This is a genomic window from Paenibacillus sp. VT-400, from assembly GCF_001029205.1.
Taxonomy (GTDB): domain Bacteria; phylum Bacillota; class Bacilli; order Paenibacillales; family Paenibacillaceae; genus Paenibacillus; species Paenibacillus amylolyticus.
In genome coordinates, this window is the sequence record NZ_LELF01000067.1 from 3,286,010 (window position 1) to 3,311,666 (window position 25,657).

Annotated in this window: 19 protein-coding genes and 1 other annotated feature; of the genes, 6 read left to right on the top strand and 13 right to left on the bottom strand. The window is 45.4% G+C overall.

Going from position 1 to position 25,657, the window contains the following annotated elements; translation table 11 throughout:
• Positions 1 to 99: 99 nt before the first annotated feature.
• From EL84_RS25035 to EL84_RS25050, 4 genes are all read right to left on the bottom strand, one after another.
• The gene (locus EL84_RS25035) at positions 100 to 2,838 is read right to left on the bottom strand and encodes an S-layer homology domain-containing protein (RefSeq protein ID WP_047843522.1); all 2,739 of its coding nucleotides are present in this window, start codon (positions 2,836 to 2,838) and stop codon (positions 100 to 102) included.
• Positions 2,839 to 2,910: 72 nt separating this feature from the next.
• Complete coding sequence (locus EL84_RS25040) at positions 2,911 to 3,588, bottom strand: GerMN domain-containing protein (protein WP_047843523.1); 678 nt, start codon at positions 3,586 to 3,588, stop codon at positions 2,911 to 2,913.
• Between the two features lie 35 nt (positions 3,589 to 3,623).
• Entirely contained in the window at positions 3,624 to 5,033 is a 1,410-nt protein-coding gene (locus EL84_RS25045) for an N-acetylmuramoyl-L-alanine amidase family protein (RefSeq protein ID WP_047843524.1), read from the bottom strand.
• A 258-nt stretch (positions 5,034 to 5,291) separates the two neighbouring features.
• Complete coding sequence (locus EL84_RS25050; protein ID WP_047843525.1) at positions 5,292 to 6,698, bottom strand: N-acetylmuramoyl-L-alanine amidase family protein; 1,407 nt, start codon at positions 6,696 to 6,698, stop codon at positions 5,292 to 5,294.
• A gap of 276 nt (positions 6,699 to 6,974) precedes the next feature.
• Between EL84_RS25050 and EL84_RS25055 the strand changes: the two genes are divergently transcribed.
• Genes EL84_RS25055 through EL84_RS25065 form a run of 3 tightly spaced genes read left to right on the top strand, consistent with a single transcriptional unit; the run spans position 6,975 to position 10,255 of the window.
• A complete protein-coding gene (locus EL84_RS25055; RefSeq protein ID WP_047843526.1) occupies positions 6,975 to 7,649 on the top strand; it encodes a response regulator transcription factor in 675 nt (224 codons plus the stop codon).
• Positions 7,634 to 8,731 carry an ATP-binding protein gene (locus EL84_RS25060; protein ID WP_047843527.1) on the top strand — a complete coding sequence of 366 codons (1,098 nt, stop codon included), beginning with the start codon at positions 7,634 to 7,636 and terminating at the stop codon, positions 8,729 to 8,731. Before EL84_RS25055 ends, EL84_RS25060 begins: the two co-directional genes overlap by 16 nt.
• Positions 8,732 to 8,782: 51 nt before the next feature.
• Positions 8,783 to 10,255, top strand: a complete 1,473-nt coding sequence (locus EL84_RS25065; protein WP_047843528.1) for a serine hydrolase domain-containing protein — start codon at positions 8,783 to 8,785, stop codon at positions 10,253 to 10,255.
• 199 nt (positions 10,256 to 10,454) lie between these two features.
• Here EL84_RS25065 and leuD read toward each other — a convergent pair whose 3' ends face one another.
• From leuD to EL84_RS25090, 5 genes are all read right to left on the bottom strand, one after another.
• Positions 10,455 to 11,057 (bottom strand): 3-isopropylmalate dehydratase small subunit, encoded by a 603-nt coding sequence (gene leuD, locus EL84_RS25070; RefSeq protein ID WP_036607574.1) that lies wholly within the window; start codon positions 11,055 to 11,057, stop codon positions 10,455 to 10,457.
• 31 nt (positions 11,058 to 11,088) lie between these two features.
• A complete protein-coding gene (gene leuC / locus EL84_RS25075; RefSeq protein ID WP_036607575.1) occupies positions 11,089 to 12,510 on the bottom strand; it encodes a 3-isopropylmalate dehydratase large subunit in 1,422 nt (473 codons plus the stop codon).
• A 371-nt stretch (positions 12,511 to 12,881) separates the two neighbouring features.
• Positions 12,882 to 14,339, bottom strand: a complete 1,458-nt coding sequence (locus EL84_RS25080) for a glycoside hydrolase family 1 protein (RefSeq protein WP_047843529.1) — start codon at positions 14,337 to 14,339, stop codon at positions 12,882 to 12,884.
• Positions 14,340 to 14,384: 45 nt separating this feature from the next.
• Positions 14,385 to 15,224, bottom strand: coding sequence for a BglG family transcription antiterminator LicT (licT, locus tag EL84_RS25085; RefSeq protein ID WP_047843530.1), 840 nt, complete (start codon positions 15,222 to 15,224; stop codon positions 14,385 to 14,387).
• A 36-nt stretch (positions 15,225 to 15,260) separates the two neighbouring features.
• Positions 15,261 to 17,159: a beta-glucoside-specific PTS transporter subunit IIABC gene (locus EL84_RS25090; RefSeq protein ID WP_047843531.1), complete on the bottom strand. Its 1,899-nt coding sequence runs from the start codon at positions 17,157 to 17,159 to the stop codon at positions 15,261 to 15,263.
• Between the two features lie 369 nt (positions 17,160 to 17,528).
• On the opposite strand from EL84_RS25090, the gene EL84_RS25095 reads away from it, so the two are divergent.
• Entirely contained in the window at positions 17,529 to 18,449 is a 921-nt protein-coding gene (locus EL84_RS25095; protein ID WP_047844404.1) for a LysR family transcriptional regulator, read from the top strand.
• 246 nt (positions 18,450 to 18,695) lie between these two features.
• On the opposite strand, the gene EL84_RS25100 is transcribed toward EL84_RS25095, so the two are convergent.
• From EL84_RS25100 to EL84_RS25115, 4 genes are all read right to left on the bottom strand, one after another.
• Positions 18,696 to 18,881, bottom strand: a complete 186-nt coding sequence (locus EL84_RS25100) for a hypothetical protein (RefSeq protein WP_017687767.1) — start codon at positions 18,879 to 18,881, stop codon at positions 18,696 to 18,698.
• 90 nt (positions 18,882 to 18,971) lie between these two features.
• The gene (locus EL84_RS25105) at positions 18,972 to 19,793 is read right to left on the bottom strand and encodes a carbon-nitrogen family hydrolase (protein ID WP_036607584.1); all 822 of its coding nucleotides are present in this window, start codon (positions 19,791 to 19,793) and stop codon (positions 18,972 to 18,974) included.
• Positions 19,794 to 19,866: 73 nt separating this feature from the next.
• Positions 19,867 to 21,489, bottom strand: a complete 1,623-nt coding sequence (locus EL84_RS25110) for an AraC family transcriptional regulator (RefSeq protein ID WP_053061608.1) — start codon at positions 21,487 to 21,489, stop codon at positions 19,867 to 19,869.
• A gap of 202 nt (positions 21,490 to 21,691) precedes the next feature.
• Positions 21,692 to 22,687: an ABC transporter substrate-binding protein gene (locus tag EL84_RS25115; protein ID WP_053061609.1), complete on the bottom strand. Its 996-nt coding sequence runs from the start codon at positions 22,685 to 22,687 to the stop codon at positions 21,692 to 21,694.
• Between the two features lie 261 nt (positions 22,688 to 22,948).
• On the opposite strand from EL84_RS25115, the gene EL84_RS25120 reads away from it, so the two are divergent.
• Positions 22,949 to 24,157: a pyridoxal phosphate-dependent aminotransferase gene (locus tag EL84_RS25120; protein ID WP_047843532.1), complete on the top strand. Its 1,209-nt coding sequence runs from the start codon at positions 22,949 to 22,951 to the stop codon at positions 24,155 to 24,157.
• Positions 24,158 to 24,221: 64 nt separating this feature from the next.
• Positions 24,222 to 24,436, top strand: a binding site (T-box leader).
• Between the two features lie 82 nt (positions 24,437 to 24,518).
• On the top strand, positions 24,519 to 25,622 hold the full coding sequence (gene proB, locus EL84_RS25125; RefSeq protein WP_047843533.1) for a glutamate 5-kinase: 1,104 nt from the start codon (positions 24,519 to 24,521) through the stop codon (positions 25,620 to 25,622).
• Positions 25,623 to 25,657 lie beyond the last annotated feature (35 nt).

Genomic DNA, 25,657 nt, shown 5'->3' on the forward strand with positions numbered 1-25,657 from the left:
ACTTTGCGGGGACCTCAAAAAGCTTGCAAAAAAAACGTCTTGATGCGGGAAAGATCCCGTATCAAGACGGTCATTCTTTTGATCCTCGAAAAGAAACGATTACTGTTTTTGAATCTCCAGAATAACATTGTTCAGGAGATACAATACAATATTATCATTATCTCTGAGAGATTGCACGCTTAAAGTATTGTCACCCTGGTGAACAAATACACTTGATCCGAGTGCAAAACGATAGTTTGTGTCTGCTGTCGTTTCCCGTTTAACCAAAATCTGGTTACCCACGCCATCATAAGACCAGAATTGTTTGCTCATGACAGTTAGTACTCTGAAGCGTGTGGAATTATCCGTATCTTTTGTCATTTCCACACGATCTCCGACCGTAAGACTAGTCAATGAAGTTAATGTGGAGCCAGATTTTACGACTTTAACAGAACCGCTAACAGGCACGGTTTCAGTCTGGCCGTTAAACTGTTTGAGCGTTACAGATGAAGCATCCACCGCTGTAACTTCAGCCAGCGTACGCTTCACGACTTGAACCGCTTTTGGCGTAGCTCCTTCAAACGTTACATTGATCAGGTTGCCTGCTGTCAGTTGTGAAGGCGTGATCGTCTGACCACTCTCTCCTGTCAGTACCGCTTGATCCACGTAGAACTGACTTGTCAACAGATCGGATTTTACTCGAATACGACTATTTGCTTCCAAGGCAACCACTTCGAATTGAGCCACAGTGTTCAGTGCAACCTTCTGCACTACATCCTGATTTGCTCCAAGCGTTACGGTCACTTTGTCACCAATCTTCAAATCTCCCAGACTTGCGCCCGATTTGTTATAGATCTCAACCGTAGGTGCTGTAGTATAAGGCACTGTAATCGTCTGATTACCAGACAACACACTGATTTTTCTGCCCGTTGTGTCAATGTTGCTGATCGTACCTTCATACTTGTAAATCACTTTAACGGACAACGCACGTGTTCCCACATAGGTCAGATCCAATTTGCGACCATCATTTAATATCGACTCCAGACCAGCGAGTGTAGGTTTGGTCGTATTGTAATCCAGTTTGGTTTTCTCATCCAATGTAAATACAAACGGTTTCTTGTTGTTGTCCAACACGGTAAGTACCTTTGTTTTGCTGTTGTAAGATACAACCGTTACTCCGTTCATAGGTTCCATTTGACGTCCAATCACCTGAATACGCGTTACCTGGTCGTCAGAGTTCAATGTCAACTCCACCTGATCCCCGTTCGTTGCATCCGTGATGAGATCATTCAGCGTTGCATCCTGAATGCCATTGATAATAACTTCCGGCTTTTCAGTCAGCAGTTTCGCCTCAAGGGAACCCCCTTCACGTTTGAACGTTAACGTGGACTGGTTACCACCGATCTCAACCAATGTTCCGCGCACAGATTGCTCCACACCTTGAGACAATGTAATAGTTTGCAAAACGCTGTCCTTTACGGTGTATTTCACGGCACTGCCGGCTTTGAGATCAGCCACTGACATGATACGGTTTGAATATGTGATAAGCAGATTGTCATTGTATGCAAACTGTTCTGTAGCACCCGCTGCATTGACAAGTTTGATCGTTTTGCCAGAAGTGGATACTTCAGCAATTACGCCATTGTCACTCTTGTTAACAATGCCGGATTTCACACGAATAGCAACTGTTTTTTTGTCAGTCGAGAACGTCTCACGCTGTACTTCGATGATGCTATCTGCCGTAATATCGGACAGTTTGATTGCATTACCATTCTGATCGATGAATGCAGTTGCCTCATCATAACTGTACGTTTCGTAATTCTCGCCCACAAAGATACCAATTTTATTACCAGACAATGAACGTGCAAATGTACCTTCAACACTTTCCACCTGCGGTGTAGCATCAACAACTTCTACATAGGAAGCCCCACCTGCAGAACCTACAACCATAACTTTTGTATACAGCTTCACATCTGTGGCGGAAGCACGAGTTTCACTGTCTTTCGTAAAGTAAGGCGTACTGCTGTTCACTGCGAAGTTAACGGCTTTGCCGTCCACAACCAGCGTGATCTGCCCATCTTTCAATCCTGTCACATAACCCGTGGATGTGTTCGGGTACGTTGTATCCGTTAACGATTCACCACGACTGAAGAAGGTAGCCAGTTGAGCACGGGTTACGGAACCAGTTGGATTGAATTTGTTGCCTTCCACACCTTTGGCCAGATCCAGGCTAACAGCCAGATTGACATAACCTTTACCACTTTCGGAAATACTTGCATTATCAGCAAATCCGGTAGATTGATTGTTTTGTGCCTTTGCTTCAGCATCCTTGTCCAATGAACGGATTAACAATTTGGTAATCCATTCCCGTGAAGCTGGTTTTTGACCCCAGGAGGTCTTGGATACATCCACCGTTGATTCTTCCGTTTTGTCAATCAGTCCCAGTTGAAGTGCCAGCGCGACATATGGCTTGAAATAATTTCCCACTTCCATGTTTGTCGGTAATGCCGCAGCCGTGTCGGTATTCAACTGGCCCTCTTGATTCATAAAACGGATTGCCATTGTTACAGCTTCTTGCTGTGTTACCGCGTCTCCTGGACGGAACAGGCCGTTGTTACCGAGAAGAATGCCTTGATATGCCAGTTTGTAGACATGTTTTTCAGCCCAGTATCCGACCTTGATGTCACTGAACAAACCAGTTGGTGCAGCCGTATTGGTTATTGCAGCAGTCTGACCCTGCCCCGTTTCTGTTGATTCTGCTGCCATGGCAGCTCCGCCGGCGCTAAGGGCCATCATGCCTGCAAGCACGGCTGATACTACTTTTTTAGAGTGTGATGTATGGTTATATTTAAAAGTCACCTATGATTCCCCTCTCTCATGTAAAACGACCCATATTCCGTGGATTCACGGTACAACAGTATGCTGTACAGCCTATTCGGATCTTGTCATTGGATGTTCAAGATCCACATGGCCCATCAGACTCTCTGTCTGCTGACCATCCACCAGTAAATCAAGTGATTTTACTTCATCAAACTGGAAGAACGTTTGTTTTAGAGCATCCAGTGCATAAGACTCTCCACCTGCTCCAAGACGTGCAGTATCTGGCATATGAATATCCAGCGTAAGAGCTCCATCCTTGAACTGAACAGACTTCAATTCAATTTCTTTAGACCACAGCGGAACAAGTTTAGCGTCTTTGCTCTGTTGCAGTGATTCAAAGGCAGCTTTATATTTGGCATCATCCGATGCGTATGAAATCTCTGCCGAAGCTTTGTGCAACTCCAGTTCTTCTTCATCCGTATAGAATACAGTGATCGTTTTCTTTTCATTACTTTCGGAAGTTGCCGGCTTCTCCGTAGACGTTTCGCTTGGCGGAGTAGTTGTAGTCTCTTCCTCCGAACTGCCTTCCGTCGATTCTATAGGCGTTGTATTCTCTTCAGGCTCAGCAGTTACCGGCTCGGTAATTGTTTCGCCTTCAACCTCGGTCACATTGTTTTCAGTTCCTGCGCCTTGCGTCTGATTCGGAGCAGCTGTTGGCTTGCTTCCACATCCAGCAGCAACTGCCATAACCGTTACCAGCAAGGCTGCAATCCATATTTTCTTGTTCATTCTAACTCCGCCTCCTCAACATAAGGGCTTGTCCCTTATTTAATTCCCAGATACTCCTTGATTCCTGCAACAATCCCTTTGGCAACGCTGTTCTGGAAACTCTCAGTGAACAGGGCTGCTTCGTCGCTCTTATTGCTAAGGAATCCACCTTCCAGCAGAACTGCTGGCATTGTCGTTTCACGGGTCACATGGAGACTTGCCGTTTTCACTCCACGATCTTTCAGTCCGGAAGACTGTAAAAGATACTTGTGCATCACTGTAGCAAGTGCTTTGCTGTTGGAGCGTGTATAGAATGTCTCTACACCGTTCGCAGCAGCAGGGCCACTGTTAGCATGAATGGAGATGAAAATATCCGCTTTTATGTCTTGTGCAATCTTCACACGTTCTTTCAATGCCAAAAATGTATCATCGCTGCGCGTTAACACAACGTCAATTTTGGATTCTTTTTTCAACAAGGCTTCCACTTTCAGAGCCATTGCCAGATTGAAGTCTTTTTCACGTTTACCAGTTACACCGATTGCCCCAGGATCCTGATCTCCGTGACCTGCATCGATAACGACAACTTTTTTGCCATTATTACCAACTGGAGGAGCAGGTGTACCACTTTGATTGTCGAGGTTAATCATAACCAGTCCGGAATCATTTTGCACACTGTACCCTTTTGAACTGGACAGATCGATTACAAAACGAATTGTAGATGGACTGTTGCTGTATAACGAGTAACGAATCTTAGACACATCCGGATAACCGCTAACGACGAGTTGTCCATTCTGGTTGCTGTCTAAAGCCTGTCCTTCACTGAACGAATCAGCAAATGCGGTATTCGGCAAGTCTATAACGATTCGATCTGGTCCTGTCATCGTGAAGACGTTCGGCTTCGTACTTCCGCTTGTTGCAATCATGAAGCGGTTGTCGCTGAAGCTGATGCCGTTCACCAGTACAAGACCTTCTTGATCCGATCCTCCGCCTTCATTGCCAGAGTTCGGAGGTGTGGTTGTCCCGTTTCCGGAACCTGAATTCTGGGTAACTAATGTTACCGTCTTCGTGGTATTGTTCCAACCCACCTTAAGACCCATTTCCTCACCAATAAATCGGAGAGGTACGAGCGTAGTACCATTTTTCACGAGTGGCGGGGCATCCAAGTTTACGTTACTGCCGTTCACCGTTGCCGTCTTCTGTCCAACAATCATCTGCATGGCAGTGTTGTCTTTGCTAATAGTCACTGTTTGCGTTTGCTGCTTCCACTCCACGCTATATCCAAGATTTTCGGACACAACCCGGATCGGAACCATCACCTTGCTGTTGATAATTTCCGCTTTTGTATCCGATGGCTGTACGATTTCTTTTCCGTCTAGGATAATTTTCGTGTCTGTTGCTGCGTGACTATAGCCCGGGAATACGAGCCCAAAGACAAATAACAGTACCAAAAAACCGAACTTCTTCATCCTTCACCCCTACCATTCTCATATTTTTTTGCCGCATGTTGTCATTTTCCAACTCCGACTGACCGCTTGGGCATTACCAGACACCTATTAGACGCCCCTCGCTCTCAAAAGTTGCGAATATATTCCAACATAACAGAAAAAAAACGTTGTCAGATCAAGCTTTTTTTACATTTTAATGTCTTCTTTTTTCCTTATTTATCAAATATACATCTCTAAACAACGTAACACCCTAACCTTCATATTTGCGCAAAATTCAATTTACAGTCCCAAAAATTCAACAATTCCGTCCACAATCGCCTGTGCACATTTGTCCTGGTATTCTTCCGTGAGCATGACTGCTTCATCTGTAGGGTTACTTAAAAAACCAAGTTCAAGTAACACAGCAGGCATGGTTGTTTCACGCGTCACATGCAGACTAGCCGTTTTAACCCCACGATCCTTGAGTCCTGTTACCGGTAACACATATTTGTGAAGAGTGTCAGCCAAAGTTTTGCTTTCTTTACGACTGTAGAGCGTTTCAATGCCGTTTGGTACCGGTGTAGTGAATTTGTTTCCATGAATGGATACAAAAACATCTGCCTGATTCAATTCAGCAATATCCACACGCTGTTTGAGCGAAAGTTCTGTATCATCCTGGCGTGTAATGACCGTTTGAATATTTGGGTATTTTTGAAGGGTTGCCTGTACCTTCAGTCCTACAGCCAGATTGAAATCCTTCTCATAAGCTCCTGACAGGCTCACTGCACCCGATTGACGACCACCATGTCCCGGATCAATGACCACAATCGTTTTACCATCATTGGTAGGTACTGCCGGTTGGCTTGTCGGTTCTCCACTCGTGGCTGTCAGGTCAACGAGCAAGACATTATTATCTCCAACAGACCATTTGGCTGTAGCCGTCTGATTCAGATCCAGAACGACACGCACGGTAGAAGGCGATTTACTGAACATGGCATACCGGACTTTGGAAACTATGGATGAATCCGTAACGAGAATCTGTCCACTGCCATCCGGGTTAGAGGCTTGTCCCTGAATGAATTCCTCAGAAAATGTCGCTGAAGGCAGATCAACAATAATTCGGTCTGGCCCACCAATACTGGATACTTTGGGGCTAATATTACCGTTTGTTGCTACAATCAAGCGATCTCCGCTGTAGCTGATGCCTTGAAGTTCTGTCAAACCATCCGGGACAGGTGCCTCGAGGGGGTCACTGTCACCTTCCGTTTCAACTACGGGAGGAATACTAAATAGGCTTACTGTCTTGGTTCCATTGTCCCAGCCAACACGCAGACCCATGCCTTCCCCAACAAAGCGTAACGGAACAAGCGTAGTTCCCTGTTTGATCAGTGGGGGCGAATCCAAGTTCACCACGTTTCCATTCACTGTAGCTGCATCTTTGCCAGCTGTCATTTGAATCGTACTGTTTCCTTTTTGAACCTGGACTGACTGAGTTTCCTTCTCCCACTTCACCTTATAACCCAGGTTCTCGGATACAATTCGAATGGGAACCATGACCGTTTTCCCGATATTCTCTGCAGGTGCACCCGTCTGCTGGTTAATGGTTACACCGTCGAGTACAATCGAGGGAGTGGTGTCTGCATGCGCCATGATTGGGAATAAACATAGGAACAGAAGAAAAACGACTGCTGCCGACCATTTTTTCATACCTCATCCACCATTCTTTTTGTCTTTTGAACATCCGACCTGATTCTCTGCAGCGTAACATCAATGACAATATGTAACCTTCCATAATCTACTAATCAGTTTATCAGATATTGTCTGATCATCCGGTTACAACGTTGTCATATTTAGTCGGAAACTGAGTGGCAAAAAGGGAACTTTCTCCATTCGTCCAGTACCCGAAATCATATGGAAATTACATTTCTCATCCATTTTTGCTATGCTGAGTTCAAATACTTGAATACAGGAGACTGAGCCTTGATGCCTAAAATACTGATCGTGGACGATGAAGCAGATCTTCGAAAGCTACTGACTGATTATTTTGAAATTAACGGTTATTCCGTCATGACGGCCAAGGACAGCCGGGAAGCGCTGCGGAAAGTGGAAAAACAACCCGATCTCGTTTTGTTAGATATCAACATGCCTGAACAGAACGGCCTTCAATTATGTAAAAAAATTCGCGACTTTGTCTCTTGCCCGATCTTATTCTTAACGGCTCGAATCGAAGATGCTGATAAAATAGCGGGATTTCGTGCCGGAGGCGATGACTATATCCTGAAACCTTTCAGCATTCGCGAGTTGGGCGCCAGGGTCGAAGCACATATACGCAGGGAACAACGAATCCAAACTAAATCTTCGGTAAGGTTTAACAATGAATTGGTCATTGATTATACGGCCAGGGAGCTCTACTACCTGGATAAGCGAATTTCACTGCCCAAAAAAGAGTTTGATATTGTCGAATTGCTGTCCACTCATCCTGATATGGTGTTTGGAAAGGAACGCATATACGAAAAGATTTGGGGCATGGACGAGCAAGGTGACAGTAACGTCATCGCAGAGCATATCCGGCGAATTCGCTACAAATTAAAGGAATACGGCTGTGATAATCAAATCGAGACCGTTTGGGGAGTAGGGTACAAATGGCCAAGTTCATGACTAGACTCCTGTTTTTAAAGCGATTGTCCTTGCTACAATCTTTTATGCTGTTGTGTGTGGTCACACTCATTGCCGTGCTTGCCGTTATAACTTTGGAGTTTGCTTGGGCGGAGAACCTGCGGCTGCGTTTCGGAGAAACGGATTGGGTGATGCCCTCCCTCGTCACGGCGGTTCTGCTCACCGTAGCGACTGGTATTGTCACCATGGCCGTTCTATTTTACAGATGGAAGCTAAAACGTCCGCTGGAGCTATTAAAACGAGCATCCAAGAACATTTCGGCCAACGATCTAGACTTCCGCATTACCTATGACAGCCAGGATGAGATGGGCGAGCTGATCGCGCTATTTGAAAACATGCGCTCACAATTGGAAAAAAACCTTAAGACACTTTGGCGTTCGGTTGAAGAGCGCAAGCAGATCAATGCTATTTTTGCCCATGATCTGAGAACACCCCTGTCCGTGTTAAAAGGAAACGCCGAGCTTCTCTCCACCTATCTTCCTGAGAAGAAGTTGTCAGAAGAAAAGGTGCTGGACTTGATCCATACTATGAACCTTCACATCTTGCGTCTGGAGAGTTATGCAGAGGCCATGAACTCCATTCAGAGGCTGGAGGATGTGCCGTTGAACATCCAATCGATGGATACGATTTCATTGACGGCTTTGCTTGATGGCAGCGCTGAACAAATCGCGAAACAGTTCGGTATACGTTTCGTCTCATCCGTGGAATATGATAATCCCTCAGTACATGTAGATCCCTATCTCGTCATGCAGATTTTCGAGAATATAGTGGCTAATGGGGCGAGATACGCAGCCAGTCAAGTGAACGTCCATTATGACGTTCAGGGAGGCATTATGAAGATTACCGTCTCAGAGGACGGTACTGGTTTCTCTGACGAAGCCCTGAGTAAGGCTATACTCCCTTTTTACCGAGGCGAAGTATGGGATGCGAGCGAACATCGCGGGCTGGGCCTTTACGTTTGCAAGGTGTTTTGCGAAAAACATGAAGGTAGTCTTCAGATTGCAAACGGTCCTAACGGAGGTGGAAGCGTCACGGCAAGTATTCGGACCCAAGTTGATAAATAGTTGAAAATGATCTGATAACATCTCCTTATCTTGAATTCAAGGAGTGTTATCATGCTAAAACTGAAAAAAAGAATGTATATCACAATTAGCTGTTTGTTGTTATGTACCGCGTGGGCGTCCCCCTTATCCGCCAATGAAGCCAGAGACAGGACAGAAGTGCTGCAGGAGATCGACGAATATATGAATCGGAGCATGAAGGCCAATTACATTAAGGCTGCTTCACTGGCGATTGCCAATAACGATGAGGTCTTTTACGCAAAAGGCTACGGGACATTGGCGGACGGCCAGAAGGTTACGGGCAACACCCCTTTTCCCATTGCTTCACTAAGCAAGTCCTTTACTGCATTAGCCGTTCTGCAGCTGGTGGACAAGGGTCAGATCGACTTGGATGCGACTTACGCTTCCTATTTTCCAGAGCTTTCTCCACAGGACCCCCGCGTTCTTGATATCACGGTCCGTCATTTACTGAATCAGACGAGTGGTCTCAATGACAAGATTAATCCCGATATGACAAAGACTCCGCAATTCCAATCACTGGCTGAAGCGAACCAATTATTAAACACGGTTCAACTTGCCCATATCCCCGGAACAGCCTACAGCTATCATAATCCCAATTACGTGCTGCTGGCGAACCTCGTGGACAGTGTTAGCGGAGAGCGCTTTTCGGATTATCTGAAAAAACATATTTTTGAACCGTTAGGAATGAATCATACCTTCAGTGTCAATACAACGCAGCAATTCTATGAGGATAATACTATCCCTCTAGGACATTACCTGAGCTTGGGACGCGCTATAAGTCAATCCGAACCGCTTTGGTTCATTGAGGGCCCCGCTGGCATCGTTTCAACCGCAGAGGACATGTCCCTATGGATGCTTTCCCAATATAATGGCCGCCTCGTTTCCCCTGTGTTGATGAAACAATATCATGCCTCAGGAGCGATCGGTCCGTACGGCATGGGCTGGCTTGCAAACCAAGATGCGTCTAACGGCCAAACGATCTCCCACAGCGGCATTTTCTGGACCTACAAGTCCGAAGAACAGGTTTATTTGAACGAGCAAATGGGCATTGCCGTAATGTTTAATTCTGGTATAAACGCTTATGTGAATTACTCGGCATTTATTGATGGAATAGCGGATATTATGAGGGGGCAGGAACCCCAAACCTCGTTTGTAAACGGTCGGAATATGGAAATGATTATGATTGCGCTGATCATCGCTACGCTTGCATGGGGCATCTACGGCTATTCTCGTATACTTCGGAACTACCACCGCCTAACGATCAGCAAATTTATTCTGATCACGGTCGGAAGACTGATCCCGGTTCTAATTCTCTTATTTCTGTCCCACTTGGTTACGTTTATCGGCGGAGGACGTGTTGTGCCTTTGTTTGGCATCTGGACTACCCTATCAACTCCAATCATATGGCTTATGGTATGGTCACTTGTGAATTTCGTGCATTTGGCTTGTTATATCTATGTCTATTTTCAAAATACAAAAAGCGACCCTTTGGAGTTACCTCAGTAATCGATTTTTAGGTTCCTCTATTTAGTCGGCTGTTATAGTATCTGTTGAAGTATTCGGTCAAGAAAAATCAGGAGTTCTATGTATAGCTGACTTATTAAGCTAATTTAGCTTCTGAAACTACAAAAAGCTTCTGTCTCACCGATGGGAACAAGGTCCCTTGGGCGAGGCAGAAGCTTTTTGCTATGCGATACTTTAACGATTAACCGAACAGTTTTGCCGCGTGGCGTTGTTCGTAAGCAGCGATTTCATCATCATGTTGAAGAGTCAGACCGATATCATCCAATCCTTGCAACAGGAATTGACGACGGTGCTCATCCAGATCAAAATCGATATGCAGTCCGTATGCATCAGTAATCGTTTTGTTTTCCAGATTTACATTCATCTCATAGCCTTCATGTGTCGCTGTACGTTGGAACAAGTCTTCAACTTGCTCTTCTGACAACTTGATTGGCAAGATTCCGTTCTTAAAGCAGTTATTATAGAAGATGTCTGCATAAGAGGGAGCGATGACACAACGGAATCCATAGTCCAAAATCGCCCATGGCGCATGCTCACGGGAAGATCCACAGCCAAAGTTGGCACGTGAGATCAGGATGGATGCCCCTTCATAACGAGGTTTGTTCATTTCGAAGGAAGCATTATTGTTGCCCTCTTCATCGAAACGCCATTCATAGAACAAAAATTGTCCAAATCCGGTACGTTCAATCCGTTTCAGGAACTGTTTCGGAATGATTGCGTCTGTATCTACATTGACCCGGTCTACCGGTGCAACGATGCCTTGTAATGTTTTGAATTCTTCCATATTAAACGTTCTCCCTTCTGTCTGTTATAGATTAGATCGCTGCTTCTGTTTTGAAATTCCAATCCCGTACGTCCACAAAGTGACCCTTAACCGCTGCTGCTGCCGCCATTGCCGGAGAAACCAGATGCGTACGTCCTCCGCGTCCTTGGCGTCCTTCAAAGTTACGGTTGGAAGTCGAAGCACAACGTTGTCCTGGCTTCAATACATCCGGGTTCATCGCCAGACACATACTGCATCCCGCATCCCGCCATTCAAATCCGGCTTCCGTAAAGATTTTATCCAAACCTTCTTGTTCTGCCTGGATTTTAACTCGTCCTGAACCTGGTACAACAATTGCTGTAACCTGACTGGATACCGTGTGACCTTTAGCCACTTGTGCTGCTGCACGCAGATCTTCGATCCGACCATTGGTGCATGAACCGATAAATACATAATCAATTGGAATCTCGGCGATTGGTGTTCCCGGTTCAAGTCCCATATATTCAAGCGCTTTTTCAGCCGCTTTGCGTTCGTTTTCTGTAGGCAATTCAGCTGGAACAGGAACTTTCGAAGAAATGTCGGTTCCCATACCTGGGCTTGTTCCCCAAGTTACTTGCGGAATCAATGTCTCCACATCGATTTCAACAACATGGTCGAACTCGGCACCTTCATCGGTTACAAGTTGTTTCCAACCCTCTACCGCTTCATCAAACTTCGCATCCGCTGGTACGTATTCACGTCCACGCAGATATTCGAATGTTGTTTCATCCGGCGCGATCAATCCTGCTCTTGCTCCACCTTCGATGGACATGTTGCAGACCGTCATACGCTCTTCCATGCTCAACTCACGGATGGATTCGCCTGTGTACTCAATAACATAACCTGTTGCAAAGTCTGTACCGTATTTGGCGATGACTGCGAGGATCATGTCTTTTGCGGTTACACCCGGGTTACGTTTGCCGACAAAACGAACTTCCATCGTTTTGGCTTTAGCTTGTTGCAAACATTGAGTTGCCATAACATGCTCAACTTCACTTGTTCCGATTCCGAATGCCAGTGCGCCAAACGCACCGTGTGTGGACGTATGACTGTCACCACATACAATCGTTTTACCCGGGTGAGTCAGACCCAGTTCAGGTCCCATAACGTGTACAACGCCTTGATCAATCGTGTCCAGATCATACAATTTCACGCCGAAATCACGGCAGTTTTGCGAAAGTGTATCAATTTGTTGTTTGGAGATAGGATCTGTAATGTTGAAACGGTCTTTCGTTGGAACGTTGTGGTCCATTGTTGCAAATGTCAGTTCAGGGCGACGAACTTTACGTCCGCTCAGACGAAGACCTTCAAATGCCTGTGGAGAAGTTACTTCGTGCACCAGATGCAGATCGATATACAGAATGCTTGGTTTGCCTTCTTCTTGATGAATTACGTGGTTTTCCCAAATTTTCTCAAACATCGTTTTTTTACTCATCATTTTCACCTCATTATAAGTTCGTTCCTTGGAAGAGCCTCTGTTTTCTTTAAAAAGTGAAGCTCTTGAATGACATAAATATATCACCCTGTCCTTCATTGTTCCAAGATATAATATCTATAGATGTAATAGGTTTAACCTATAATGAGAGAAAGACAAATAAACCACTGCTCATCGCAGAGGTTTCAATTGATAACAATTATCATTATCAGATAAGTCTTATACTACGTTCCCGCCTCTGCGCTGTCAATGCTTTTTATCTAGAACATAAAAAAGCAGCCCTGAATCCAGAGCTGCTTTGCTAGTTTCTGTTATGAAATGAAAAGAAAAGAAAAGACGCCTTCTATGAGAGTGCTTGTCCGACTACTGTATTACAAACCGTTTTTTGCAATCACATCTTTGTACCAATAGAAACTCTTCTTTCGTTTTCTATCCAGTGTTCCATTGCCGTCATTATCCTGATCTACATAAATAAAGCCATATCGTTTCTCCATCTCTGAAGAAGAATAACTGATCAGATCAATTACTCCCCAACTGGTATAGCCGAGCAGTTCAACACCGTCCAGAATCGCCTCATGCATCTGTTCAATGTGAGAGCGGAAATAATCAATACGATAATCATCCTGAATGCTACCATCAGCTTCAATCGTGTCTACCGCCCCAATTCCATTTTCAACGATAAACAAAGGCACCTCGTAACGACTATACAGTTCATTAAGTGAGATGCGCAGACCTACCGGGTCAATCTGCCAGCCCCAATCATTCGTTTGCAGATACGGGTTCTTCACCCCTCCAGTTGTATTGCCACTCACCTGCTCCAATCGGTCGCCATCCACACTTGATACCAGGGACATATAATAACTGAATGAGATAAAGTCCACAGTGTGTACTTTCAGAATCTCTTCATCCCCCTCAAGCATATCCAGGTTAATCCCTTTTTCGGCAAAAAATCTCTTCGTAAAGTACGGATACGCTCCACGCACCTGTACGTCCGTAAACATAAGATTAAATTGATTATCCCGGGAAGCAACAAGTACGTCTTCGGGATTACATGTATGAGCGTACGTTGTCAGTTTGGTAAGCATACATCCGATCTGGGAACCGGGAATGATCTCATGACAGTATTTCACTGCGAGCGCACTCGCTACAAATTGATGGTGCAACCCCTGATATACAGCCTGCTCCACATTTTCGAAACGCTCCGGCACAAAACCACCACTCGTAAACGGATGACGAACAATGCTGTCAATTTCATTAAATGTAATCCAATACTTCACTTTGTCCTTATAACGGGTGAACACGGTTTTACAAAAGTGAACAAAATACTCGACGACTTTCCGATCCGTCCATCCACCGTGGTGATTCACCAGATACATCGGCATCTCATAATGCGACAACGTAATTAAAGGTTCAATTCCTTGTCTCAGCATGCCATCAATAACGCGGTCATAAAACTGCAAACCGGCTTCATTTGGCTCTGTTTCGTTGCCATTCGGGAAAATTCGGGTCCAAGCAATAGATAAGCGCAACGTTTTGAGACCCATCTCCCCAAACAGGGCCAGATCCTCCTCATAGCGGTGGTAAAAATCAATGCCTCTGCGTTTCGGATATTCTCTGTCCGAGGTAGACTCCATCGCAGTTTTGATCTGTTCTTCATTGATCGCATTATGCTTTTTATACTCACTCTTGGCTACACCTTTTCGATAGATAGCAATGTCGGCTGTAGACAGACCTTTGCCATCCACATTCCACGCTCCTTCTGCCTGATTGGCAGCAATCGCTCCTCCCCATAGAAAATCTTCTGGAAACGTTCTTGTTGTATTGGTCATTGTGTATTCCTCCTTGGATTATCTCTGTAACTCTTTCATTCTTGCTCAATTGCGACTCATGACCCGATTGATATGAATAATCAAATACATCATCTCTTCATTGGAGATCGTATGTTCAAACCGAGCTTCAATATAATCCTTGATTAGCAGTACGCAGGCTTCTTCCTGCGGGTATTTATTCGCGATCTGTTCAAAGAGCTCATGATCCTGCGTGTTTAACGTTTTATATTCAAAAAGCCGTTGAATGAAAAACTGCAAATGGGTCAAAAAGCGTGAATAGTTGATGCTGTGTGTATCCAGCTCCACTTGGTAGTGAATTTTGATAATATTGAGTACATCCTTGACGGTATTGGTCATCATCATGACCTGATTCATATTGTCATCATTCTGCTGCGCATTAACGAGATGAAAGGCAATATTCGCCGCTTCCTCTTCAGGCAGGGAGAGTCCAAGCTGTTTTTGAATGAGAGACAGACCATGCAACCCGATACTGAACTCCTGTGGATAGAACTTTTTCACTTCCCACAACATTCGGTTCTGGATCGTCATATTGTCCTTGAATCGCTTCATGGCCATATACAGGTGATCCGTTAATGCGACATAGAGATGATCACTCAGATGGCGGGACAATGTATGTTTGGCATGGGAGATGATTTCATCAGCCAGAATCAGATATTCTTTTGGCGTTTCCTTCATCAGGGCGGTGAGATCCGAAGAGATCGTTTCATTTTCAAGGACATAGATTTTCTCGATCTCATCCTCCCCCACGACATCTCCCGGTTTGCTCCTGTAGCCGATGCCCTTTCCCATAACAATAATTTCCTTGTCATCCTCACCACGTCTGGCAAGAACAATGCTCGAATTCAGTATTTTTATGACTTCCATATCAGGCTGCCTGCCTTTCATTCATATTTCAGCGAGTTATAACACCGTAATTAATGGTTTCCCCGGTCCTGTTGTCGCCGCAGTTTCATTGCCCAGTATCTCCAGATAATCTGATGAATTGGTCACAATTACAGGGGTCGTGGTGTCATAACCTGCGGCTTGTATAGCTTCAAGATCAAATTCAATCAGGAGCTGACCATGAGAGATCTGTTCTCCTTCGTTCACTTTTACATCAAAATGCTGGCCTTTCAGTTTCACCGTATCCAATCCGACATGAATCAGAATTTCTACACCTTCTACCGATCTCAGACCGATGGAATGTTTAGTGCGGAACACCGTCTCAACGGTACCATCAAACGGGGCAAACACCTTTCCAACACTTGGCTGAATGGCCATACCTTGTCCCATGGCTTCTTGCGAGAAGGCCTCGTCCTTCACCTCTCTTAATGGCAGAACTTTACCTTCCAATGGAGCAAAAACGATCTTTTTCGATTTGATCCCTTTGGATGGCTGGATTTCAGATTCGCCTCTCGCTTTGTTTGTAGGACTGCCTGCTATCGACACTGCTGTTGGAACAACATCCTGAAATCCAATGACATATACAGCGACAAACGCGACAATGGCAGAGATCAGCATGGTAATGATCGCATAGATAATATTCATATGATCTTCACTGATAAACATAGGCATAGATGCAATCCCCGGACCCACGGCAGCATATGCCTTGAGATTCACAACACCTGCGAACAACCCAGCGACTCCGGCGCCGATCATGCAGGCAAACAGCGTTTTCTTGAGCCTTAAATGTACACCGTACAGAGCAGGTTCCGTGATACCGAATACACCTGAAATTCCTGCAGACAAAGCGACTTGTTTCAGCTTGATGTCTTTGGTTTTGAATGACACCGCCAGTGCGCCTGCTCCCTGCGCCATATTGGATGCCAGCATCGCGACCAGCACCAGTGTTTCATTTCCAGGTGAAGCCAAGGCTGCGAAAATAATGGGATAAAATACTTTATGCATACCAAACATGACAATCAGAGGCATCAGTATAGCCATAATGACAACGGTCAACCATCCAATCTTATCCTGAATCCAATAGATCAGGTTGGACATTCCCGTTCCGAGATACATTCCCAGAGGTCCAAGTACAATCAGGGCAACTGGAGCAACAATGAGAATAACAATCAAAGGTTTAAGGAAAATTTTGACCGGTCCTGGTGAGATCTTGTCCGCGAACTTTTCAATGTAAGACATGAACCAGACCGTTAAAATAATCGGTACCACGGATGTCGCATATTGAACGGATGCAACAGGTATGCCAATAAAGGACACCGGATCTTCACCGCCAAGCAGACCAATCATATTCGGGTGTAACATGATTCCACCAAACAGAACGGCAACAAAGGGGTTCGTTTTAAATCTATTTGCACTGGAATAGGCCAGTAGAATCGGAAGAAAGTAAAAGGCAGCATCAGACATGACACTCAAAACGGTATATGTCTGGCTCTCTTTAGACATCAGGCCGGTCACGGTCGCCAGTAGCAACAGTGCCTTAAGCATGCCCGAGGCAGCAATGGCTGGGATAATAGGTTGGAAAATGCCTGCAATGACACTGGCAAAAGTATTAAACAGACCTTTGGGGCTATAATCCGCTTTTTGTTTCTCCTGAATTTCGTTTGATTGCCGAGTATCCATCCTCTTGACCAGTTCATTGTAGACGTACGCGACGTCATTACCGATAATAACCTGATATTGCCCGCCGCTATTCACTGCGCCAATAACACCATCAAGGCTCTTAATTTCTTGGGTCTTCGCCATATCCGGATTCTTCAGGGTAAGTCTGAGCCTGGTAGAGCAATGAATTAACGTGTTGATATTATCATTGCCACCGACCAACTCCATAATCGATTGGGCTAATTGTTTGTGATTCATAACGACACCTCCGCCATTTCTTCTTGATGGGAACAAAAAAAGACCTAAAAAGGGTAGGAAAAAGAAACTCTTTCCCACCCAATCTAGGTCTTGCCTGCCGAACAGTAACACGCCATCGTTGGATGAATGTTATTCAATTATATGAACGAAAAAGAATATGAACATTTTGAAATGGTTCCGTACTAACACTTGAAACTGCTACACATGAAAACGTTGATTTTGTTTTACCCGGGTAAGTGGTTCTTATTAAGCGTTTTCAAAAACAGTATATCAACTCTTCTGATGGAGTGCAAGCGGTTAAGCGAAATTAATGATTTCTTCATCTGTAATGATATAATGGTGGCATAACGAAAGGAATGACCAATGACGATGGAATTCAGACAACTTCAATATACGTTGCAAATTGCGGCCGAACGCAATTTCTCACGAGCAGCAGAGAAATTGCATATTGCCCAACCTTCATTAAGCCAGCAATTATCCAAATTGGAAAAAGAATTGGGTGTACTGCTGTTTCAGCGTAATACAAGTAACGTGGAGTTAACCCATGCCGGTGTTACGTTTGTCGAGCAAGCCCAAAAGATCGTAGATGCCGTGGAGCTATTGCGTCAGGAAATGTCAGACATCTCCCAGCTTCGCAAAGGTAAAGTCGTTGTAGGCAGTATGCCGATCACGGGATCACACCTTCTCCCACATGTGCTTCCTGCGTTTCAACAAGCTTATCCCGAGATTGAGGTTACCTTATTGGAAGACTCCGGGCTTACGCTTGAGAAATTGACAGCAAGCGGCAAAGCAGATCTCAGTCTGTTATCTCTTCCTTTACAAGAGCCAAGTCTCGCCTATGTTGCCATTGGAGAGGAAAAGATTGATCTGGCAGTTCCCCCGAATCACCCTTTGGCACGCAGGGCAGATCCGGAACATCCGCTTCCCGTGCGAATTGAAGAACTTCGGGATGAACCGTTTGTTGTATTGAAAAAAGGACAGGGCTTCCGCAAACTTACATTTGATCTCTGTGAGCAGGCTGGTTTTGATCCCCAAGTTGTGTTTGAAAGCACCAATATTGAAACCGTTCAGTCGCTGGTCGCCACAGGTATGGGTATTACCCTGGTTCCACGCTTTATTGCCCGTGCGCCGCGTAGTGAGTTCGTGCCTGTCTATGTGCCACTTGCTGAGCCTACTCCCAGCAGAACACTTGTTGTGGCTTATCGTCAAGGCAGAGTACTGTCGAAGGCAGCCGAAGCATTCATCCATACGTTTCAACAAACCGTGGCCGAACTGTCAAAGGGAGACTAAGAAATTGCTCTATGGTATAGGTACATTTCTTTAGGTACATTTCATACTGAACCAAAACAAAGGCTTGACCCTTATGGGCCAAGCCTTTGTCCTATACTCGTTTCCCGCATCCGCAGGATAGAGTTCTTACATTGCAATCACAGTAACTGGTTACAGTACAATGTTGCTTGTTAAGTTGTTTAGCTACAATGCTAATTTATAATGTTAACGTAGAAACGTACATAAGAAAACTTCATGTCTGGCGGTTTATTTACGCAAATTACGATCGCTTGTCAGCCTGTTTTGCTGATTCATTACACGGCCTTCGTCCTGAACAGTTGAATCAGGGGGTGATAGCCCTCCTGCTCCATTCTCTAAGAATGCCCTTAAGTGATCTTCCCTTGTGTTATCCTGTTCCAGTCTCCTGAGCGTATCTTTCACATGGTTGTCCATTGATTGATCATCCTCCTTGGTGACGGGATAGTTATCATTACCCGCGTCCTGGAAGAATAAACACTTTTTCTGAAGAATTTTATTTCAGTTTTATTTTCCGCCAAAATAAACGCCAGGTCTACGGTCCTCAAACACGGGAATCCGTCCGCGAACCTCATCTACCAGAGATGGACGAATAATTCCGGTCACGATCTCTTCCCCTTCGCCACCTTCAGCCACAATCTCACCCCAAGGATCAATGATGAGGGAATGTCCGAAAAATTCGGTCTCTCCCCCTTTACCTACACGGTTACATGCGATCACATACATCTGGTTCTCAATCGCTCGTGCCGTAAGTAACGTACGCCAGTGGTGCAAACGAGGGTTCGGCCATTCGGCGGGTACAATCAATGCCTTGGCACCATTCAAAGCAAGGGTGCGGGCAAGTTCCGGAAACCGGATGTCATAACAGATCGAAGCACCCGCTGTAAGACCGTTCTGCAATTCAAAAATTTCAGGTTCTGCACCTGGCTGTAGATATTTCTCCTCATCCATTAGACGAAACAAATGTAATTTATCGTATCGTGTTACCTGTTTTCCTTCACGATCATAAGCGTACATTGTATTGTATATTTGACCATCCCGTTTCTCGGCAATTGAACCGCCAACGATGGAAATTTGATGTTTTTGAGCAAAAGCAGACAGCCATTCCCGAGATTTCTGGCCATCCAGGTCAGCGAGTTCATGAATTTGAGTCAAAGCGTATCCGGTATTCCACATCTCAGGTAACACAGCCAGCCCCAGATCCGGATATTGTTCTACCGCACGCTCAAGCAACGTCTGCATATGTTTATGATTGGCCTCAGGGTCTCCGAGTTGAATATCGCCCTGAATCAGGGCTACACGCATTTCTCCCTGTTGTTTTTCTGTCATGACAAGCACTCCTCTGAACCGTAATACCTGCTATCATAGCTTGATCCTCCTAAGGACTGCAAGCCTGTTGTTGTTATGAACTTGCACATAACAACTCAGGCAGCAGGGTCAGCAATCGATCACTCGTGAGCGCATCACCCACATTCCAGGTCGACTCCTCCACAGGATACACCCGTCCATTCTGCACAGCCGGAAGGGCCCTCCAACTGGGACTTTTCATCAGCATCTCTGTAGCCTGTCTTGCCACGACTTCCTCAGGCAGCATGACAAATACATGATCTCCTGCATACTGACGTACCGACTCAGCCGAAATTTCCTTATAGGCTCTGCCCGCCGCAAGTGCTTCCTTCACTTTGGTAACTGGCCTGAATCCCATCGGATGATATAACAATGGCGCGAGACCAATATTGCCCATAACAAATAATCGTGCACCCCGATGGTATGTAAATACGGATGCCGTTTCCCCCTCTTCAATCACAGTATGGATCTTCGCCCACATCTGCTCAGTACGCTCCGCATAGGAGGTTAGCCATTGTTCAACCTGCGGTTGTCTGCCAAACCAGCTGCCCAATCTGCGCATTCGTTCTTCCAACGTGGCATGTGAATTGTAAGCAAGCGTCGGTGCAATCCGGTAAAGTTGTTCATACTGCTGTTCATTGCTGCTATCAAAAATAATCAAGTCCGGCTTCATAATAACAGCGGCTTCCACATTAACCGGCGCGACCGCGTCATATGTCCGATCTTCCAGCAACTGAATGCCCAGCATCAGCATATCCCCAGCGGAATCTCCATAATACATAATTCGCTCTGGGTTAACTGGAATATTCACATCATGACCCAACCAATCTTGTACTAACGTCTGCTGCTGAATCGATCTGTCATATTGACGAGGAGATAATCCGGTCATTTGGCGAAAACGCCTGCTGAAATAATACTCATCCTTAAACCCCACGCGACTCGCTATATCCCGAAGTGGTTCATCTGATTTGCGAAGCCAGTCCTTGGCATGTTTGATGCGAACATGATTCACATAATCGAGCGGCTTGTGACCCGTGAGTTGTCTGAAAAGGGTCGTATATTGTACAGGTCTGATCTCCGCAAGTCGTGCCAGTTTCTGTACAGTGATTTCTTCAGCATAATGGTCGTCCACATACTGAATCGTACTGTGTAGTCTTGCCTCCATACTCTGTTCCGTCTTTGGAGAAGTGTACCGGGTAATGATCATCTCCATCCATTTTTGGAACTGTGCATTCAGATGACTGTATTCAGCATCCGTTTTATAATTCCGAATGACATACATTTGCTCCAGCAGCCCACTTAACGGAGCATAGGGATAACCATTCAATTGGTTTCTGTGCTCAAATACAGCGCGGGTAAAGAGTTCGGGATCACCCGTCAACACATGAATAACATCAAAAGCCATTATGATATATTTCAATTCCGAGTTATTACGATGTTCAATCTGGTACCCCTCTCCCGGAGAAAGCGGATAAACACATCCCGTAGTAAACGGAAACTGTTCATGTCCAATATATAAACGCCCATCCCCTTCTTCACAGATCAGGAAGGCATGTTTCTCGCAAGCAACTTCCAGCATCACCTGTTCAGGTCGTTCAATTCGTCGTACCAGATGATCCAGCCGAAACATGAATGCTGAAAAGAACAATGCTCCCCCATCGGCATCCAAAGCCTGCATGTCGGTTCACCTCGTTTTTCTGAAATGAGAATAATTATCAATCATTCTGTATGGTCTGATTATAAGCGAGCGATGGTCAATAATCCAGATATGAGTTTAATCAGCAAAAAAGAGCGTTCAACGAAATGTTGAAGGCCCCTTTCACTTTTTTTATAACTGCATTACTCAAAGGTGTTACTGCTGCCTCACTAGCTCGTCACCATTATTGGATCATCTGTTTTGGCAGCTCTTGTAACAGCCACTCCCTGGAAAGAGCATCACTAGAAGCTTTTACGATATTAAAACGATATACTTTTCCTTCTTTCACCGCAGGCAGGTTCTTCCAGATTGTACTATCCAGCAATTCCTTGGTGGATTGTTTCGCATCGTCGGTCACGGGATCCAAAATAAATATCCGATCACCGGCAAATTCAGATAATTTTTCAGTCGAAATCTCTACAAATCCCATGTCTTCATCCAATACTTTCTGGATTTCCGCGGTTGGCTTCAGCCCGTCTTTTCCGTATAACAACTGTGGCAATCCTGCACCCGCCATGACAAACAGACGATTCCCGGGATACATGGTGAATACCGAAGCGGTCTCCCCTTCTTTTAATCCGTTCTCATGAAGTTGCGTCCACATCTCTTCCGTCGCTTTTTGATGAGCTGTAACCCATTCCTCCGCTTCTTGCTTCTTATTCAACAAATCGCCAAGGATACGCATGCGATCTTCTATTAAACCAAATGAATCAAATGTAACCGTGGGTGCAACCTTTGCGATCTGATCATATTGAGCCTCGTCACTGTTGGAAAAAATAATCAGATCGGGATTCAGGTCTAACGCCTTTTCCACACTGATCGGAAATCCTACATCTTCTGCCTGAGCAACCTGATCATCAAATACGGTTCCCTCTTGACGAAGTATGCCGACAGGAACAACACCAAGCGCGAGTAGATCCCCTGTAACTTCTCCATGATAGATAACTCGCTTCGGATTTACAGGAATCTCAACTTCGTGGCCAGTCCAGTCTTTGAATATCCGGGTCTCGCCCTCATTCGTCTCTTCCGTTGCAGTTTGGGTCTCTGTGGTTTCTGTGGCTGCTTTGGAATCATCTGCGCCAGCAGCAGGTGTTGCAGCCTGATTTCCACAAGCCAGTAGCAGGATGGATAACCATGTGATCGTTAATAATACTCCCGTATTTCGTATGCCCTTTTTCATTTCTATTTCTCCCCCTATATCATGTGCGTTGTGCTATAAATTAATGATATTGATTATCATTATCGGATATTATCATAAAACATGGTTTCTCTCTGCTCAATGGACAAAACTAAATGAGCACTTTCAGTTTTGTACAATACTCCGCTCTTTGCTCCTATGTACTGTATATTCAAGTGCATTTCCCTCTATACAGCTCGGGATTGGCGTGATAAATTAATGAGAACTATTTGCCATTTTTAATAAACCGGAGTGATGAATCTAATGACCCATTCAGACCATATAACTGCTCGTTCAGCTTTTAAGATACCGACTTCTGATGTGATGACACAGCTGCCAACGCAATTTTTTGCTACCCTTGTTCAAAATGTAAATCGTGAAATCGCAAGTGGACATGACGTGATTAATCTGGGTCAGGGGAACCCGGATACACCTACACCACCTCATATTGTGAAAACACTACAAGAGTCGGCTGAGAATCCCCTCTACCACAAATACTCCCCTTTTAGAGGGCACTCTTTCCTGAAGGAAGCTGTCGCCAAACGTTATAAGGAAGATTACAATGTTGATCTGGACCCCGAGACTGAAGTAGCCATTCTGTTCGGAGGCAAAACCGGATTGGTTCAGTTACCTCAGGTTCTGCTTAACCCCGGCGATACCGTTCTCGTTCCAGATCCCGGCTACCCGGATTACTGGTCTGGTGTTGCACTCGCCAAAGCAAACATGTCATTTATGCCTTTGCTCGAGTCCAACGCATTCCTGCCGGATTATGAAGCTGTTACAGCCGAAGATCGGGAGAAGGCCAAGCTGATGTTCCTGAACTATCCTAACAATCCAACGTCAGCAACGGCACCACTTTCGTTCTACGAAGATACGGTTGAATTTGCCATTCAAAATCAAATTGTTGTTGCCAGCGATTTTGCTTACGGTGCGATTGGATTTGACGGACATCGTCCCGTAAGTTTCCTGCAAGCCCCTGGTGCCAAAGAAGTGGGCATTGAGTTCTATACGTTATCCAAAACATACAATATGGCTGGATGGCGTGTTGGATTCGCGCTTGGTAATGCAGAGATTGTCTCTAAAATCAATCTGCTTCAGGATCATATCTATGTTAGTCTCTTCGGTGGAATTCAGGCTGCGGCAACGGAAGCACTTACTGGCTCTCAGGAATGTGTTACTTCGCTCGTTTCACGTTACGAATCCCGTCGCAATGCATTTTATGACGCTCTTTCCTCGATTGGCTGGCAAGCTTCGAAACCCGCAGGTTCATTCTTCAGCTGGTTACCTGTACCTCCAGGTTATACCTCCGCTTCATTTGCAGACTTGTTACTGCGAGAAGCCAAGGTAGCCGTAGCCCCAGGTATTGGTTTTGGTTCGCATGGCGAAGGCTATGTGCGCGCGGGGCTGTTAAGTGATGAAAACCGATTACGCGAAGCTGCCCAGCGGATTGGCAAGCTGAATTTATTCAAGTAATTTACAGGACGATAACCCCTTTGCATATGCCAAGTTTCCATGGTATGTTATAAGAAATATTGAACGAAACGTGATGACGGGACCAGTAAGAGAATATCAGTCGCGCCCAGAGAGTAAATTCCACCCTGCTGAAAGAATTTACCGCGGCTCTTCTCTGAAACCTACCCCTGAGCGGCCTGTTACGTGCAGGACAGTGCCTTCTGTTACAGGGCATGAAGCCGGATGATCTAATCATCAATAAAGGTGGTACCGCGGAAGTAACGAACTTTCGTCCTTTTTAACTAAAGGGCGGAAGTTTTTTTTGTACCCGCTAAAGCCTGCTCCAGAAGCACTTATTAATCATGTTTAAGGAAGTGAAACCATGACTTCACGTATTGTAGTTAAAATTGGAAGCAGCTCGCTTACAACGGAAGAAGGCGGTCTGGATCGCAGTTCGATCACTTTTTTTGCCGGAGAAATTGCAGCATTGGCTGATCAGGGCCATGAAGTACTTCTGGTCACCTCAGGAGCGGTAGCGGCCGGATTCCGGGAGATCGGTTACCCTCAGCGCCCCAAACTGCTACATGAGAAACAAGCCGCAGCTGCCGTTGGTCAGGCATTACTGATGCAGGCATATCAACAGGCTTTTGCAGCGCACCGCGTTACTACGGCGCAAATTTTGTTAACTCGTACAGACTTTCACAGTCGTAAACGCATGGGTAACGCAGGTATGACCGTAGAAGAGCTGCTTAAACAGCGAGTGATTCCGATTTTTAATGAGAATGATACGGTATCGGTGGACGAATTGAAGTTTGGTGATAACGATCTGTTGTCCGCATTGGTTGCAAACCTGGTGAAGGCACAGCATCTGATCATTCTTACCGATACCAACGGCCTGTACACCGCAGATCCGCGTAAAGATCCTTCTGCGGTGCGTTACGACCGTATCCCCGAAATCACGGCTGAGATCTACGCTTTTGCCGGTGGTTCAGGATCATCGGTTGGCACAGGTGGCATGCGATCCAAAGTCGATGCAGCCAAGGTTGCTACGCGTGGAGGCGTACCCGTATTTGTGGGAAGTGTTAAAGAACCCGGAGATATGCAGAAGGCAGTTGATGGCACGGGCAAAGGAACTTACTTTGAGACACGACTCGCTTCGCTATCCCGTAAAAAGCAGTGGCTTGGCTTCATGTCTACTCCGCTGGGAACAGTCGTTGTGGATGATGGTGCTGAAGAAGCCCTTGTCCATGGGGGGCACAGTCTTCTACCTGTAGGGGTCAAGCGGGTACTGGGAACTTTCCATGCAGGAGACGTCGTAGAGGTCATTGGTATGGATGAAACCTTGCTCGGTCGCGGTATTGTCAATTATGATGATGACCAGCTTCGACTCATTGCCGGACTTCCCAGTGGTGAAGTGATGAAACAACTCGCTAGCATCCACAGACTTGAAGTTATTCATAGAGACGAATGGATTACGTTAAAATAAACAAGAAGCTATATAGTGGTTGGAATACTCAACTT